We start from the raw sequence: 16,624 nt of genomic DNA, 5'->3' as shown, positions 1-16,624 counted from the left end.
TAAAAGAAAAGAATATAACCCATAAGGGTTATATTGACTCATGGTTAAAATAAATCGCCTTATCCACCAAGTTTTTAAACAGCCATTCAAACGTAATATCCATGTTTTCTTTAATATCTTTTTCTTTTTGCTGAAAAGATTTAAACAAAGATGCGATTTCTTGATTAACAGCATCAAGTTTTGCGGCATTTTTTTCAACTTGTGCGATGAATCGCAGCTGCTCTTCATTAGGATTTTGATTTCGCCAATGTTTACATTGGGCAAATAATGCCCAGTTATCTGTGTTTTGTGAGCGGTGACTTTTGACTAGGCGAAAGAGTGTTTCTTTATCTACATAATCTGAATGGGGTTTCATTTGTTGTAGTTTTTTCAATTGGGCACAAGATTCTTCTAACCAGCTTTCTACCATTTCAACATAAATCGGCAACAGATTTAATCCATACCATGTGATGTTTTTGGACATGATTGACCTATTCATGAGAGTGAGTTGGTCTTTATTAGTAAAGTACATGTATGATCATTTGTACAGGGATATGATAAAAATATCTTTGCCCCTATTTTTATTTGTTTTATTTTTATTTATTCTTTGTACGTGTGATGAACGATCCGGATGAGGGTATTTGATCTCACCAACCGTTTCTTTTGCGGGCGTAGTTTAATGGTAGAACTTCAGCTTCCCAAGCTGATAGCGTGGGTTCGATTCCCATCGCCCGCTCCATTTTTTGCCTATTAAAAACGAGTCAATAACCGCAGGAAAACTTATTCTAAAATAAAGAGGCAATTGGATTGCCTCTTTATTAACTGCATTATGAAAAAGCGCGGATGCACCGAACCCGAAAAGTGTTATCCTTATCGAAATGTTCTGGCTCACCATTGACGGAAAACTGCAGAAGCCATGCTTGATCTTGACTAAACTCAGTTGAACTCCAGTAGTTGCCATCAACAAGATTAAACCCACCCACCACAGCTCTTTGCAAATACAGTTGATTCAGCTCAAATTTCGACGGTAGATACCAATCAGCATAGCAACTGGCTCCTGCAGCACCTACAGAGGCGCAATCTGTGGTGCCATCAGCTTGGATAGCATAATTGGCGCAAACTTGTGCGGCAAAATTATTAGCACCATTCTGTATTAGAATTGCCATGATTTGACCATTATTTGCCCTTCCAGCGAATATGCCATCGCTTGAAGCGCCAGTAATGGAATATGGATCTTGTGGAGTTCCTGCAGCAGAATCCCAAACGATTCCAGCTCCGCCGTCATTATCTGCCGTAGCCGCAATCAAACCATGTTGGCCTGTATCATCCACCCAAAACACAATACCACCCATCGCTTGGTCACCAACGGCATACGATGGAGCAGGTTCGCCTTGCGTACCTTGAGGACCTTGCGCACCTTGAGGACCTTGTGCACCTTGAGGACCAGCAGGAATGGCAGCAATTTGCGACTGTAGTCTCGTTACTTGAGCATCCACGTATTCTTTGGTAGTCGGATTGCCAGCATAGCCCGTACTTGCCATGGTAAAAGCTGACCACAGCGCAATTAAATAGCGTTTTTTATTCATGAGGAAGTCCTTTTATAAAGCAACAGTTAAACCAAGCAGCACACCATTTTGCATGGGAATGTTAGATACTCGTGCGGTGGCATTATCGGCATTGTAACGAAAATCAGGATTACCACCATAAATACCCTGGTATGACAGACTCAAGCTTGTCCGCTCACTGATAGCATATCCCAAGCCTGCCTGTAATTCGCCGGCAATCAGGGATTTATCGTTGATGCTGTCGCGATCGTTAAACTGCCAGTGGCGATAGGCAATCCCGCCTTTAAGTACACCAAACACAGGGGTTGTACCAAACGACGCCGTTTTCACGGTTGCCAACAAATCAAGCATGGGTTTTACCGTCGTTTGGATTGGAAGGCCGCCTAATGCATCAATAGCTGCTTGCGACGGGAAATAACGCATGGTATTGCCGTTTTGCACGCCAACTTCAAAGCCCCACTGTAGAAAATGACTGGTATAAATCTCGCGGCCAATGGCAAAACGACCTACCGCCGTTTGACCATCGCTGCGGTACATGTCTTCATACACCGTATAACCAAGACTTCCAGTGACTGACCACGGATGAGCGGCAGGAAGATTTACGTTTCCCATGTTGCCGGCAATAGCAGGTAATGTCATACAGGCCAGCGTCAGGCCAATAAAACCAATACTTGCGCTCTTTAATCGAAACGTACTTCCTGAAAAATCCATAATATTTCCTTTAGTGTGATCAAATCAATCACAAGATAACAACAAAAAATATAAATCACAATGCTTTCATTGATCCTCAATTGCTTGAAATTAATCTAGCGCTTCTTGACCCAGTGCCGGGGAATCTAATTACCACATCCACGCTTGATTGGGCCGGTATCAGTCTTGCTAAAAAGACCATGGATTTAAGAGCATGTAAACCTTTAAAAAACGTACTGACACTTTATCCTCATCAACCTCTGCCCACACTTGCTGTTCATGCGCCATTATTTAGTCTTTATCCTGAACACACCAAGATAGACGAAGATGTTATTGCAGGGTGTCATTCTGGTGCACAATTTCAATATTATGATGCAAATGAAGTGCATTTTAAACGCGACAGTTTTATAACGTTTGCGCGTATTGTCAAATTCCTTCAAGGCTGTGGTACTCAATTTAAACCATTTCCTGAATTAAGTGTTGCAGACATGCCTGATTTACGAGTGAGTACAAATGCATTGGAACCGGCATTATTGTCTGTATATCAGGCAGAAAATGAAGCCTATCATGAGAAAACCACGAGAAGTTGTCACTCAGCGACAGGTGTTTATATTAATACCAAAAGTAGCGCCGATTTTTTTAATGTGCATCATCAACGGCTCGCAGGCATTTCAGAAGATAAAAGTCGTGTGCGCGTGACCATAGAAGAAAACCATGATCCTGTTTCACAATTAAAACGAACGATGTTGCATTACCCTAAAACTTGGCAAATGATAAAGTGGTCCTTATTAAGTATAGGGGTAGCTAGCTTGATTTTTTTCACAGGCGGCTTGGGAATAATTCCAGTATTAACTGGTGTCATTGCTAAATTGGGAGTGTTAAGTATCGTTGCTTCAGCTCCAATTGTTGGAGGAGTTTTAGCCAGCTTATGGTATGGGGGAATTAAGCCGTTGTCGCAATGGGCCATTAACCGCTTTTTTATCCTAAATTCGACATTCGTCACATCGAGCCTGTTGAAGAAGTCATCACAGGATCGCCACAACGATTGATGGCCAATTTAGGAGTTCCCCATAGACGTGAGCACACATTGCTAGAGCGTGAAAAAAGAGCTGAGCCTTACCAACATCCATCGATATTTGCAACTCCTGCTAGTATTCTGGCAGAGGAAGATGAAAAGTTAAATTCCATAGGAAATTCCATGAGTTACCTATAAAAAATCAGTGTTGTTAGGGTTACGCTGCATAGTCAACCACTACAACGGATTCAAAACCGTTTTCCAACATAGGGAAAATAAGTTCGGCAGCTATTCTTTTATGTTCTGGATGATTTAAATAAACGTCTCTTCCATGGGCATCATCAAATTTCATGATGAACGCATGCGTGTATCCCTGGCTCAGTTTTTCAGGGCTACAATTCTTTCCAAATGAAAAATCTTTCATGGCGGGAATAACAGTCATTAAATGACCTAACTGTTCTAAAACAGAGTTAATTTCAGATTCTGTTATGTGAGCTTTAAAGGTTAAGAAAACAATATGATTGATCATGAAATTTTAATCCCCATAAAAAAATGTTTTAAGACTTTAGACATTTACCTCTGTACATGACAAAAAAATCTGTCATGCCCGCGCAGGCGGGCCACCATTTCTGGTTTGGCACGGAAGTAAATTAAGATAACTCGCTGACATACAATGAAAATCATATAATCTCGATCGCCAAAAGGAGGTTATATGGAGTGTATCAACGAGTTGAAGGATAGTTTAAACGTGTATTTTGGCTGGAACAAGGCGAGAATGACATGTTTTGTAAATATGCTACTTGTAGGATGAAACATGGAAGAAAACAATATTATGTTTACATATTAGCCAGTAAAAAATATGGAACCCTATATACCGGCATAACAAGTAACCTTGTGCAACGAATTTGGCAACATAAAGAAGGCTTGGCTGAAGGATTCACCAAAAAGTACAATGTTCATCACTTGGTTTATTATGAAATTCATTCTGATGTCTACGAAGCGATAACTAGAGAAAAACGCATCAAGAAATGGAGCCGACAATGGAAAATAAACCTTATCGAGCAAAACAATCCCCAGTGGCTTGATTTGGGTATTGGATTATTTTGATAGATGGTTGCCCGCCTGCGCGGGCATGACAGATTTTTTTGTCATGTACAGAGGACATTTACAATATCTCAAATGACACGTTTTCATTTCATGAATGTTTTAATTTTTCCACAGTAATGGTCCAATCTGGTCCGGCGTTTACGTGATATGTTTTAGCAAAATTGCCTTGATTGGTGGCAATAGCCAAATTCAGCAAACTATTTAAATAAAGTAAATTCGCACCTTTTGCAGTTTCACCAAACGTATTATGCAAAGAAAGAATACCTGCATATTTTTGCGTTTGATTATGGTAAATTTTTACTTGATAACGTTCATTGATGTTCATGCCGTATTTTTCCATCAGACGTTTATCGATGTTTGTCCAAATATTTCCATATTGTGGGTCTAGGATGACAAGAGTGCCACGCAACACATTCTTGTCCATCATTGGTTTTTGATAAGGTAGTTTTACAATAGGTTCATTTAGGACAGGCCCTACTTCTTCAAAAGTAATTTTGCCTGAAGCAAGTTTTGCAGCCGTATACGCGTAGACATCTCTACCATAAAAAGTATAAGAAGCATTCGAAGATTTTAGGCGATGTTTTGTTTCATCAATGATTCTTGTTTCTTTTATGCCATAAACATCATTAATGAGTGTTAAAGTGCCATTGTCAGGTGTTACGAAATATTGCCCATTATTACTGAGAGCCACGACAGAACGCCGCTTTGTGCCAACTCCTGGGTCCACCACGCTGACAAAGACAGATTGCTTTGGCCAATAAGGGGCTGTTTGATAAAGGCGATAAGAAGCCTCCCAAATATTATAAGCCGGAATTTCATTGGTTAAATCTGAGATAATGAGCGATCGATCAACGGAATACATGACGCCTTTTACCGCACAGACAGCCCCATCTTTTTCACCAAAATCACTTTGAAATATCACCATGCCCGGTTCAGCAAAACCATGGGATGCAAAAAAGAAAAGAAAAATACTCCCTTAAACCACTGACGTACGCTTGATTTAAGCATGGTGAAGTACTCCGATATCATTGTAGATAATTTTCCAGTATTTTTTGTTGATAAGATTCAGGAGTTACCCTAAGGTTATAATTTCCCCATCCGTGACCAACCGACCATATCGTCCAGCCCATAAAACCAGACTCTTTGTCTTTCGCTGAATTATCTTTCAGGTAATTCATAAACTCTATGAGTGCTGGTGTACAACTGTCTGAATTTCTACCAACACCAAATTCTGTTACCATCGCTTTAAACTGATTTTGTTGTAAGTAGTCCACGAATGCCATCAAGTTAAACCCAGAAGGCCCAATCGTAGACAAATCCTGCTGACAACTGTCTTGTGTACCACTAAAGTTACTGTCTAAATATTGATGAACATTGATAATAATTTTGGATAAATCGTAAATACCAGCCTTATTAAAATTTTCTCGTGTAAACAAGGTAGCATTCGTATACGTTTGGCCATTACTGCCCTGCCATTGTTCTGTCGCCCATGAATGCAATCCAGACCACGCATTTCCTTCGACTAATATGTAACCTTCAAATCCTTGTTGTCTAAGCATTTTGATTAAATTAGCTTGGATAGTAAACACTTTATCATCAGGAACCCCCACTGGCTCGTTGACCAAATCTATCATGATATAATGTTGGTCAATGGTAGAATCATTTTTGATTAAAGCATACAGTTTTTTCCAAACATCCTCATAAGCCTTAGAATCTGTGATTAATGTGCCATCAGGGCATGGGCCATCCATTCCGCAGCCAGCATATTGTTTACCGAATTGGGAATATCGCATGTAAGCATGCAAATCGATGATGGTATAAATTTTAGCGTGCGTTAATGTTTGCAATAAAGGGCGAACGTAATGATTATAATAATCTGCATAAATATCTCCTTTTCCTGGTCCCTGTAATTGCAGATATCCCCAATGTAAAGGGATTCTAACTGTGTTAGTACCCTGTTTAATGAAGGCATTGATTGCATTGAGATCGCTATTAATGGTATTGATGTCTGCTGCCGACAAGTTAGGAATCACAAAGGGGTCAATGGATTTGCTAAATTCCAAGCCCGATAGATTAATGCCGGTAAAATCCCAATATTTTCCCTGTTTAGCTGGTTTAAGATCATAATTGGCAGCAATTTGAGTATAGCGAATCTTACCGGTTACACGTCCTTGAGCATCAATGGCACCTTGCTCATAGGCGATGTGAACCCCTTGTGGTGGGGAATAATTATTAATAGAGTTATTTCCCTGATCACTTACATTAAAACCAACGTATCCAAGATAGGAATTATTGTAACCACATCCATCAAACCTTAAGGTAGCGCCTACATAATAGGGATTTCCTGCCATTTTATTACCATCAATGGATTGACCTGGCGCCAGAGCATAAGTCACCTGACCTGAGTCATTTTGAATACAAAGGTAAGGTTTTACCGAATTATTTAGCCCGACACCCTCTATTTGATTGCTCAGATTAGCGGCCAGACCACTTCCTGGTATGAGCAAGGTCAATGCTATTAATATTCTGAAAGAGCATAACTTGATGAATGGGTTGTTTAAAGTATTCATAAAACTCTCAATAATGATAAAAATAAGACAAGCAATCCATAATTGACTTTTTAATGTCATATGGTCATTTTTAAAAATGCTCATAAAAATGTTGTCTTTGCGAATGAAGTGAAGCAATCCAGTTCGATGTTCAATTAGAATGCTTTCGCTATCGCTCGCGAGGACAAGTTATTAGCCATTTTTATAAAAATAGTTAAAGTCCTTGAGGATGTATTATAACTAAATTGATCTATTATTTTCAAATTTGTTTCTAAAAACAACAATTCATATTAGAATATGAGGGTCTTGTAAATCATACAATGAGTTGCTTTTATAGTGATTAATCCAAGACGTGCTTTATATCATTATGCTAAAATTACTGCATATATCTATCAATGGAGACTTTGATGTCTAAAGAGCAACAAAGAGAACTTGAGCGTTTGAGAGAATTAAGAGCCAAAGAAGAACGAACGAGGGAAGAAAATGAAGAGCTTGAACGATTAAGAGCTAAGCATGCCGCCTATATGCAAGCTACGGCAGACATGAAAGCCCAATTACGCCGTGAATCAATGGAAGAATTGGTGGTAAAAAGTGAAGACCAGGATAAAATGATTCAGGATTATATGGAGTTCATGAGGCGAATCACCAAAAAGCCTTTTGATGAAGTTCCTGAAACAGAAAATGGCATGACAAAACTGTCATTTCCTTCTTTGGCGGATGCAAGTCTTTTTTTCCAGGAGCAATCTGAAAAAAATCGGCGTTTTATTGTTGTCGATGCCGACACCCAAACCGTTATGGCTTATTCCAATGGGAAAGATGGAAAACTTTATCACGGTGATGGCAGGGAATTCCAAAAAGGCGATGTATTAACTCCTTCAGGCATTAGTCACGAAGATTTTAAAATACCTGAGCCTGATTCAATCACTCCTAAACCACGTTAGGGGATAATTTTATCATTCTTGAAAAATCATACATTACAGAACGAACAAGGTGGCTGTATCTAAGAAGTAGATTATTATTACCTTGATGGCTTAGCATTCCGGAACCTGTGCTAATGCAAAAATTTGAGCAATTTTCATTGCCTGAGGGGCATTAAGTTTAATGTTTTTTCACATGCTTCATGAGCCGCTTTTTTCGTTTAATTTGTCTTGGACTGAGTTTGTTTTTCTTATCTTTAAATGGGTTTTCCCCTCCTTTAAATTCTATTTTTAAAGGAGTGCCCACCAAATTCAGTTTTTCAGTGAACGCATTGATCAAATAACGTTTATAACTACTAGGTAAGGCGTCAAGCTGATTACCATGAATAATAATAACCGGGGGATTATGGCCGCCAGCATGAGCGTATCTCATTTTAATGCGTCGCCCTTTAACCATAGGAGGGGTATGCTGTTGAATAAGGTCTTGCAATAAACGTGTTAAATACGGTGTAGAAAGTGCTTGTACAGCGGATGCATAAGCTTGCTCAATATCTTTAAACAATAAGCCTACTCCACTGCCGTGCAGCGCTGAGATAAAACGAATTTTGGCGAATTGAACAAAACCTAACCGTCTATCTAAATCTTGACGTACTTTTTCTTTATGTTCTTCTTCTAATCCATCCCATTTATTCACTACAACGACTAAGGCTTTACCTGTTTCAATGATAAACCCTAATAAATGCATATCTTGCTCAGTTAAACCTTCTTTAGCATCAATAAGCATCAAGCAAACATGGCAAGCTTTAATCGATTGTAGGGTTTTAATGATTGAAAACTTCTCAATTTTCTCATCCACTCGTGCACGCCTACGCATACCTGCCGTATCAATTAATGTATATTGCTGCTTATCGCGTTCAAAAGGAATAGAAATACTATCGCGGGTCGTGCCTGGCATATCATAGACCACCACCCTTTCTTCACCCAAGATCCGGTTTATCAAGGTAGATTTACCAACATTGGGCCGTCCAACAAAGGCAATTTTAATCGAATGGTCTTCTGCAGCTGAAATTTCTTCCGAAGGTAGAAAAGATACCGTCACAGATCTTAATAAAGAGTGTAAACCGCGGCCATGCGTGGCTGAAATGGCATAAATATTAACAAATCCCAATGATCGAAAATCAGAACAGGCAATTTCTTCATCCAATCCATCTGTTTTATTTACAATTAAATAAATTGGCTTACTTGTTTTTCTCAATCGATCGGCAATTTCCTGATCAACCGCCGTCAATCCCGAACGTCCATCCACTAAAAAAAAGACGATGGAGGCCTCCTCCAAGGCAATGCTGGATTGCCTGGACATTAATTTATCCACGGCTAAATCATCAACACCTATCCCACCCGTATCTACTACAATGAATGATTTATCATTAAATTTAGCTTCGCCATATTGGCGGTCACGGGTTAGTCCGGGAAAATCGGCAACCAGAGCATCTTGGCTATGAGTTAACCGATTAAATAAAGTTGATTTTCCTACGTTGGGACGACCAACCAATGCAATCACTGGCAGCATAGATTAACTCACTGAAAAACGACTTAATTTGCCATTTGCACTTATCACGTAGGCATGATTTTCTGATATCGCAGGTGCAATATATACTGGCCCAGCTAATGGCGCGCGGCTAAGAAATTCACCATTTTGGATTGATAAGGCATGAAGATATCCGGCTTTATCAGCGATGAGCAGGTATTTGCCCATTAATACAGGTTCAGTCAAGCCACGTGCTTTTAAGTCAAGTTGTTTCCATTTAACTTGCCCATTTTTTTTATCAAAAGCCCAAACGACATCATCACTGTCTGTCATATAAAGATTTTTTCCATCCATGGTGATATTTTTATAGGTCGAGGCCGGTTTACGCCAGATAAATTGACCATCTGTTAGCGATAAAGCGCCTACATAACCTTGATAGCTTGCCAGATAGATAATATTTCCTTGCACGATCGGATCAGCATCGATATCGACTAAACGTTCAACATCACTGGCTCCACTGGCATATGCAATGCCACGTTGCCAAACGATGGTGCCTGACTGCAGATCGACAGCGTCCAATTTTCCATCAGAAAATCCAACTAAAGCAAGTTTGTCTAAAATAACAGGGGCAGAACTGGCTTTTAGGACAAGATTAGGTGCTCCATGATCAGCCGCCCATAATTTTTTGCCATCCAGCAAATTAAATGCGTATAAGTTACCATCAATGGTTTTAACGATAACTTTTTGACCAGAAATAACAGGTTTGGCCAAAGCATCTCCAGAAACATTGGCGTTCCATACTTCACTCCCGTCCGTTTGTTTTAAAACAATGATGGTTGATGCATTTGTTCCTAGAGCAATATAACCATGGGCAACCGTCGGTCCACTGATGATGCCTTGATTTAATTGTTTTGCCCAAAGCACTTTTGCCGTTTTTTTATCGATTGCCTGCACCAAGCCGCCCGCATCAGCAGTATATAGTATCTGCCCTTGAATAACTGGTTGCAGTTTTAAATAATGACTGCTTTTAGCAGGTTTGCCCACGGGAATAGACCAGTCTTCGACCAAACTCACCTGAGATTTTATAGGTTGCAATGCGCTTGGTTTAGGGGTGTTGTCTTTGCCAAGCATGTAGTCATCCACTTGTGTACAAGCCTGAAGCAAACAACATAGGGCAAAAATAATACTTGTTTTATTAATCATAAATCCTCAGTGTCTAGGCAGCCTGCAATGTTTCTTGAGCCAAATTTAAATTCAAGGAGTGTGTTAGCGCTGCTAACTCATTGGTTTTCATTTCTAAAAAGAGATTACCTACTCCTTGAGACTGAGCTTCATGAATTGCCTTACGATAAGAAGCAACTGCTTGTGGATAACGCCCAGTCGCAGCATAGATATCGCCTTTTAATTCGTTAATGACTGGCATATAAGATGCATCATTGATATGACTTAATTCTGTTAATGCCTTATCATATGCTTTTTCCGCTACAAGCAAACGTGCTAAACGTATTTTGGCAACTTGCTGTATTGTTGGGATTGAGGAATAGGATGCTACTTGCTGCAATTGTTCCTGAGCTTTTTTATAATTTTCATGAATAATGAAAAGCTTTGCTAATGTCAGGCGCGCAGCATCAGCATACACGGTTTTTCCATATTCTTTTATTAATTGATTCGCATAAGATTGAACTTTTTTATTATCCTGATTTGAAAAAGCAATCATAAGATGCTCATAAGCGTCGGAGGCTTGCTGTATTAAGCGAGATTCATGCCAGTTCCAATATTTATATCCGGCAATTGCTAATAATGTAACAGACACTACGATCGTTATAATACCATTGTAACGATGCCACCATTTTTTTATCGCTTCTAATTGTTCCTGTTCTGTCATATAAACCGACATGCTTTGTTACTCCAACTGGGATTTGATGTATTGAGTTAATTCATGTTGAGGAATCGTTTTTTGTTCTTCGGAATGACGTAGATCCTTAATGCCAACCTGCCGTTGACTAACCTCATCGCTTCCAAGAATTAATGCGAATCGAGCTCCACTTTTATCAGCTTTTTTAAATTGACTTTTAAAACTGCCGCCAGATGTATGAACAATAATATTCCATTGATGTTCAGCATTCCGTAGCGTTTCAGCCAAAACAAGCGCTTGTTGTAATGCTTCATCACCTACAGCAATGAAATAAATGAAGGGGGGCGGTTCTTTAAATTGTTCTGCAGCAATTGTTTCGCGAAGTAATAATAAACGTTCAATACCCATTGCAAAACCCACTGCAGGGGTTGGATTACCACCAACTTGTTCAATCAGTTTATCATAACGACCACCGGCACAGACAGTGGCTTGGCTACCCAATTTATCAGTCACCCATTCAAATACCGTATGGCCATAATAATCAAGACCGCGCACCAGAAATGGATTCACTGTATAAGAAATGCCTAATGCATCTAATCCCTTGCATACGGCTAAAAAATGTTGTCGGCTTGGTTTACTGATAACATCAATCAGTTTGGGAGCTTTCTGGATAATCGATTGCATGTCCGGATTTTTACTGTCCAGTATACGCAATGGATTTTTATTTAAACGACGTTTGCTGTCATCGTCCAGCTGTTCAAAATAAGGCTTAAGATAATTAATTAATGCTTCTCTATAGGCATGTCGCTCGCTAAGTTCGCCCAAGGTATTAATTTGTAAACGCACAACGTTGGTAATGTCTAATTGTTCCCATAATCGCTTACAAATAGCAATAAGTTCAAGTTCGATACCAACGCCAGCGATTCCTAATGCTTCCACTCCTAATTGATAAAATTGGCGATAGCGTCCTTTCTGTGGTTTTTCATGGCGAAACATCGGACCACAATACCATAATTTCTGCTGTTGGTTGTGCAATAATCCATGCTCAAGACATGCACGCACACAACCTGCAGTACCTTCTGGTCTTAATGTAATGCTATCTCCATTTAAATCCGTAAAGGTATACATCTCCTTTTCTACAATATCTGTGACTTCACCGATGGTGCGTTTGAATAATTGCGTGCTTTCCACCAAAGGAAAACGAATTTCTTGATAGCCATACTGACTTAAACAATTAGCAAAAGATTGTTCGAGGTGCCGCCAAGCAAATGTTTGCTCAGGCAGTACATCGTTCATACCCCGTACTCCTTGAACTTTTTCACTCACCGGGCTCCTCCACTGTACTGTATTGATTGCCTGAAGAGAGTAAAGACCGCATTTTTGATAAATCGGTAAGCCTTATCTCATTTTCCGATTTATTTGATGAAGAGTCCTGATGGCTTACGTTTGCAGGGAAAATACGCTCGTTATCTTTATTTTTATACCACCATATACCCACTGCGATTAGCGCACCGATGGCAAATAATGCGGTTAACCACCGTATGGCATGTTCTGCCTTGTTTGTTTCTCGTCGACTTTGCCATAAAGCCCTTTCCAATTTACGTTCACCGCTGTACAAACCATTAAATGCTTCAAGCAATGGTTCTGGAGAAACATCCAGCAATTTTGCATAAGCACGAAGGTAGCCTTTAATAAATACAGGCTCGGGCATGCTGTGATATTCATCGGCTTCTAATAATTCAATTAACCGCACGCGCAGATGAAGTTTACCTGCAACATAATCAGTGCTGTATCCTTTTGCTTGACGCACTGCAGCTAACTGTGCGCCAGGTTTTTCCTGCATGCTTTCTTCTATTTCATCCATTATCGTTGTTGTATGCATGTTTCTCTCCGGTATTGTCCGAAAAATTACTCAGTTGCTGCAAACGCGCTCTATAGTCTGCCTCAAGGTCAATCTTTCCTGCTTTATGGGCAGCCTCGGCTGCCAAAGATAACAAGGCATGATCACGCAAAGAAAGATTAGGATATTTTTGCAAATAAGCCAGAGCCTCATTTTGCTGATCTTGTTTGATGCTCATAGTGACTAATTCATATAATGATTGCTTGCGCGAAGAATCTTGTTCAAGCGCTTTAATAAAGTATTCCTTTGCTCTGGTGTAATTAGGAATAACCATCGCACATAAGCCTGCATTTTCATAAGCCCCTGCTGTATTTTCATAACGGATATCTTTTACAGCTTTCATGAAATATTCTTCTGCTTTATTGTACTGACCTTGTCTGCATAAGAAAGCACCATAATTATTTAATTGAGCCCCGCTTCCTGGCGCTAATGACAGGGCTTTTTGATAATAAGATTTGGCTTCCTGAATTTCCCCTGTTTTTTCCATAAAGTAAGCCATAGCCGAATTGACAGACGGCGAGTCAGGAGCTTGAGACAATGCAATGAGTAATTTTCGCTTAGCCCTTGGTCTGTTGCCTTGTTTCAAGTAGGCTAATCCGAGCTGGGTATTGTATGAAGCAGCTTCACTACGATTGTATTCTCGAGTAACAACGTCTTCTTTAACTTCGCTCTTTTGTTGGCAAGCCTGCAGCAACAGTAATAAGCCAATGCTCAGAAGATAATGAAATTTCAATATTTGCTCTCAGCTTATATGAAATGGATGGTCATTATAACCGTGAACATAAGAGGTCACAAATGAATTTGTAATTTTTATCGTATATATGCCACTTAGTTGTTCAGAACGTCCTTGGGTTTAAAATGCAATTTTTGCCAACGTTGCGAACGGCTGGTTTTATCTTTTACTGAACCCGCTAATTGCCCACAGGCAGCATCGATATCATCGCCTCGAGTCTTGCGAGTAATCGTATTAATTCCTTTCGCCACTAATAAATCACGAAATGCATCGATGGTTTTTGTGGTGAACGCTCATATTGTGTTAATGGAAAAGGATTAAAGGGAATTAAATTTACTTTAGCAGGAACATTATGCAACAACTTAATTAATTGAGCCGCATGTTCAGGTTGATCATTAACGCCCTTGAGCATCACATATTCAAAGGTGACTTTTCGCTTTGGTTCATTTTGAAAATAATGCTTACACAATGCTATTAATTGGGCAAGAGGATACTTTTTGTTAATAGGAACCAGCTGATTTCGTAATTCATCCGTAGGCGCATGCAGTGAGACGGCCAGAGAAACTGGACTGCGTTGTTTTAACCGCTCCATCTCCGGAATAACCCCTGAGGTACTTAACGTAACGCGCCGTTTGGATAAACCATAAGCAAAATCATCCATCATAATATCCATGGCAGTGACAACATTGTCAAAATTCAATAACGGTTCACCCATCCCCATCATCACAACGTTTGTTATCCGTTTGTCATGCATGCCGTTTTGGCAAGATAATTCACGAACCGCCAGCCATACCTGACCGATAATTTCTGCTGTGGTTAAATTGCGATTAAATCCTTGTTTGGCCGTGGAACAAAAACTACAGTTTAAACCGCATCCTACTTGTGATGATACGCATAAAGTTCCACGACTTGTTTCTGGAATAAAAACCGTTTCGATGCAATTACCGCAATCGAGCTTAAGTAACCATTTATGCGTACCATCACTGGATTTTTGACAACTTACAATTTCAGGCAAATGAATTTCGGCAATGTGTTCGAGTCGTCCTCGCATCACTTTGCTTAAATTACTCATTTGAGAAAAATCATGATATCCCGCTTGATGAATCCACTGCATCAACTGTTGGGCGCGATAAGGTTTTTCACCACAGTCGGCGACAAATTGACGCATTTGTTCATAATTATAATTCAGGAGATTGATTTTTCTGTTCATCGCTTGCCTTAACTATGCTTTATGAGCGCTTGTGCAATTCATGCGGCTCAAAGAAAAATGCTATTTCCTGAGTGGCGGTTTCATGACTGTCTGAGCCATGTACTGCATTTGCATCAATGCTATCAGCAAAATCTGCACGAATAGTACCAGGAGCTGCTTCTTTAGGATTAGTCGCGCCCATAATTTCTCGATTTTTGGCAACCGCATTTTTACCTTCTAAAACTTGTACCATGACCGGGCCTGAAATCATGAATGAAACCAAATCATTAAAAAATGGTCGTTCTTTATGAATAGCATAAAAACGCTCTGCTTGCTCTCGAGACAAATGCGTCATTTTTGCTGCAACAATATTTAACCCAGCTTGCTCAAATCGCGTGTAAATTTGACCAATGACAGATTTTGCAACAGCATCGGGTTTAATAATAGATAAGGTTAATTCCATCGTAGACTCCCTGAATAAATAAAAAGCAGGAATTATACACGAAAAGAGTCCAAACTGGCCAGGATTTAAGATAAATACACGATTCTTTTATTTTTTACTGCTATTGACCATTTTCTTATGACCCTTCCCTTATGCAAAGGAAATTCAGAGGAGTTTCTGCTTTGAGCCCTCTTTTAACGGCCATTTAGAACGAGTAGGCTTAAATGAACAAGAAAATCGCCATCATTCTTCGCCTATTTTTGCATCAAAATCAAGAGACTCCAAATTTTCTGCTCGGCGAGTTTCATCATCACGATAGTCAGGCAATAACTGGATCAGTTCAGATGCTCGAAGAATTTGTTTATAAAATTTGCTGCGAAAATCTCGAAGCACCTTAGTCATTTCATTGGTCAATTCAAGATAAATTTCAAGAACTTCATCGATCTGGTTTCTTGCCTCTCTAAATTCATTTAATACGTCAGCTGATTGCTGACGCAATTCATCGTTTAAAGTAAGATTTAAATCTTTTTCCATGATGGACCAAAATAAGGAAGTGTTACTGAATATCTCATGGTCTTCCTTATCATAATGAATGGTAGCGGCACGAATGGCGTGTTGAATGGCATCATGAGATTTGGCAATCTTTTGAGTCTGGAAAATACGACTAATCTTTTGCGCCGCTGATTCCAGAGTTTTTTGTAATTCTCGAGCGAGTTTAATAAGACTGGCCTGGCTTTCAGAAATTAATTTTAGATGTGCCGATTCTTTTTCACTAAACGCTTCTCCCAGCTCAACAAGATTTTTTCGTTCTGTTTCCATGTCTTCACGAATACTTGCGCCAGGTGCTTCTTGAGGTTTGTCGGCTTGGCCAGACATAAGATAATCAATAAATATTTTTTGAGCGTATACTTGATAATCCCGAATCTGCTGGAGAATGATGCCATTAAATATATTTTTCAATGGGACGCGTAACAGCTGAAAATAGATGCTGCGGGGATTTTTTATAGCACTGACCAATTCATCATGATCAAGCTGAATTTTAAATCCTTCAAGAATTCGCTCGGCTGTCAGCATGCCGTAAGTTGAAAACCATAAGGCTAAATCCGGTTCTTTTATTTCTTCATTCATAATTTATCTTAAGACACGTATAATATT

Annotated in this window: 17 protein-coding genes, 1 tRNA gene and 1 pseudogene; 4 read left to right on the top strand and 15 right to left on the bottom strand. The window is 39.6% G+C overall.

All coding sequences use genetic code 11. The features are described 5' to 3' along the window. Positions 1–28: 28 nt before the first annotated feature. A complete protein-coding gene (locus LOA_RS07045) occupies positions 29–511 on the bottom strand; it encodes a hypothetical protein (protein ID WP_158423034.1) in 483 nt (160 codons plus the stop codon). A gap of 133 nt (positions 512–644) precedes the next feature. Here LOA_RS07045 and LOA_RS07040 point away from each other — a divergent pair. After that, positions 645–718: transfer RNA gene (locus LOA_RS07040), tRNA-Gly, on the top strand. A gap of 88 nt (positions 719–806) precedes the next feature. Here the strand turns inward: LOA_RS07040 and LOA_RS07035 are convergent. Both LOA_RS07035 and LOA_RS07030 read right to left on the bottom strand, forming a co-directional pair. Further along, positions 807–1,565, bottom strand: coding sequence for an Lcl domain-containing protein (locus LOA_RS07035; protein WP_025385719.1), 759 nt, complete (start codon positions 1,563–1,565; stop codon positions 807–809). A 12-nt stretch (positions 1,566–1,577) separates the two neighbouring features. Beyond that, positions 1,578–2,255, bottom strand: coding sequence for a hypothetical protein (locus LOA_RS07030; protein ID WP_025385718.1), 678 nt, complete (start codon positions 2,253–2,255; stop codon positions 1,578–1,580). 80 nt (positions 2,256–2,335) lie between these two features. Between LOA_RS07030 and LOA_RS07025 the strand changes: the two genes are divergently transcribed. Continuing rightward, positions 2,336–3,283, top strand: coding sequence for a hypothetical protein (locus LOA_RS07025; protein ID WP_025385717.1), 948 nt, complete (start codon positions 2,336–2,338; stop codon positions 3,281–3,283). A 183-nt stretch (positions 3,284–3,466) separates the two neighbouring features. Here the strand turns inward: LOA_RS07025 and LOA_RS07020 are convergent, their stop codons facing one another. Further along, a complete protein-coding gene (locus tag LOA_RS07020) occupies positions 3,467–3,778 on the bottom strand; it encodes a Dabb family protein (RefSeq protein WP_025385716.1) in 312 nt (103 codons plus the stop codon). Positions 3,779–4,029: 251 nt separating this feature from the next. Here LOA_RS07020 and LOA_RS07015 point away from each other — a divergent pair, with 251 nt between their 5' ends. Further along, positions 4,030–4,356, top strand: a complete 327-nt coding sequence (locus tag LOA_RS07015; protein ID WP_238551180.1) for a GIY-YIG nuclease family protein — start codon at positions 4,030–4,032, stop codon at positions 4,354–4,356. An 88-nt stretch (positions 4,357–4,444) separates the two neighbouring features. Here the strand turns inward: LOA_RS07015 and LOA_RS07010 are convergent, their stop codons facing one another. Both LOA_RS07010 and LOA_RS07005 read right to left on the bottom strand, forming a co-directional pair. Continuing rightward, positions 4,445–5,281, bottom strand: a complete 837-nt coding sequence (locus tag LOA_RS07010; protein WP_025385714.1) for an SAM hydrolase/SAM-dependent halogenase family protein — start codon at positions 5,279–5,281, stop codon at positions 4,445–4,447. A gap of 100 nt (positions 5,282–5,381) precedes the next feature. Then, a complete protein-coding gene (locus LOA_RS07005; protein WP_035894126.1) occupies positions 5,382–6,926 on the bottom strand; it encodes a glycoside hydrolase family 5 protein in 1,545 nt (514 codons plus the stop codon). Positions 6,927–7,312: 386 nt separating this feature from the next. Between LOA_RS07005 and LOA_RS07000 the strand changes: the two genes are divergently transcribed. Next, a complete protein-coding gene (locus LOA_RS07000; RefSeq protein WP_035894124.1) occupies positions 7,313–7,846 on the top strand; it encodes a hypothetical protein in 534 nt (177 codons plus the stop codon). 157 nt (positions 7,847–8,003) lie between these two features. Here the strand turns inward: LOA_RS07000 and der are convergent, their stop codons facing one another. The 9 genes and pseudogenes from der to LOA_RS06955 all read right to left on the bottom strand — a co-directional run bounded on the left by der (position 8,004) and on the right by LOA_RS06955 (position 16,597). Then, a complete protein-coding gene (der, locus tag LOA_RS06995) occupies positions 8,004–9,392 on the bottom strand; it encodes a ribosome biogenesis GTPase Der (protein WP_025385712.1) in 1,389 nt (462 codons plus the stop codon). 3 nt (positions 9,393–9,395) lie between these two features. Further along, entirely contained in the window at positions 9,396–10,553 is a 1,158-nt protein-coding gene (gene bamB / locus LOA_RS06990; RefSeq protein ID WP_025385711.1) for an outer membrane protein assembly factor BamB, read from the bottom strand. 13 nt (positions 10,554–10,566) lie between these two features. Next, entirely contained in the window at positions 10,567–11,247 is a 681-nt protein-coding gene (locus LOA_RS06985; protein WP_025385710.1) for a YfgM family protein, read from the bottom strand. Positions 11,248–11,253: 6 nt separating this feature from the next. Beyond that, complete coding sequence (hisS, locus tag LOA_RS06980) at positions 11,254–12,501, bottom strand: histidine--tRNA ligase (RefSeq protein WP_237757963.1); 1,248 nt, start codon at positions 12,499–12,501, stop codon at positions 11,254–11,256. Positions 12,502–12,523: 22 nt separating this feature from the next. After that, positions 12,524–13,087, bottom strand: coding sequence for a helix-turn-helix domain-containing protein (locus LOA_RS06975; RefSeq protein ID WP_025385708.1), 564 nt, complete (start codon positions 13,085–13,087; stop codon positions 12,524–12,526). Continuing rightward, entirely contained in the window at positions 13,062–13,838 is a 777-nt protein-coding gene (gene pilW / locus LOA_RS06970) for a type IV pilus biogenesis/stability protein PilW (protein ID WP_237757959.1), read from the bottom strand. The genes LOA_RS06975 and pilW overlap by 26 nt, the downstream gene beginning before the upstream one ends. Before the next feature lie 95 nt (positions 13,839–13,933). Further along, positions 13,934–15,048: pseudogene (gene rlmN / locus LOA_RS06965) on the bottom strand (dual-specificity RNA methyltransferase RlmN). A gap of 19 nt (positions 15,049–15,067) precedes the next feature. Continuing rightward, entirely contained in the window at positions 15,068–15,490 is a 423-nt protein-coding gene (gene ndk, locus LOA_RS06960; protein ID WP_025385706.1) for a nucleoside-diphosphate kinase, read from the bottom strand. Positions 15,491–15,712: 222 nt separating this feature from the next. Continuing rightward, on the bottom strand, positions 15,713–16,597 hold the full coding sequence (locus LOA_RS06955) for a hypothetical protein (RefSeq protein WP_025385705.1): 885 nt from the start codon (positions 16,595–16,597) through the stop codon (positions 15,713–15,715). Positions 16,598–16,624: the final 27 nt, after the last annotated feature.

The organism is Legionella oakridgensis ATCC 33761 = DSM 21215 (genome assembly GCF_000512355.1).
Taxonomy (GTDB): domain Bacteria; phylum Pseudomonadota; class Gammaproteobacteria; order Legionellales; family Legionellaceae; genus Legionella_A; species Legionella_A oakridgensis.
This window is presented reverse-complemented; position numbering and strand designations above follow the sequence as displayed.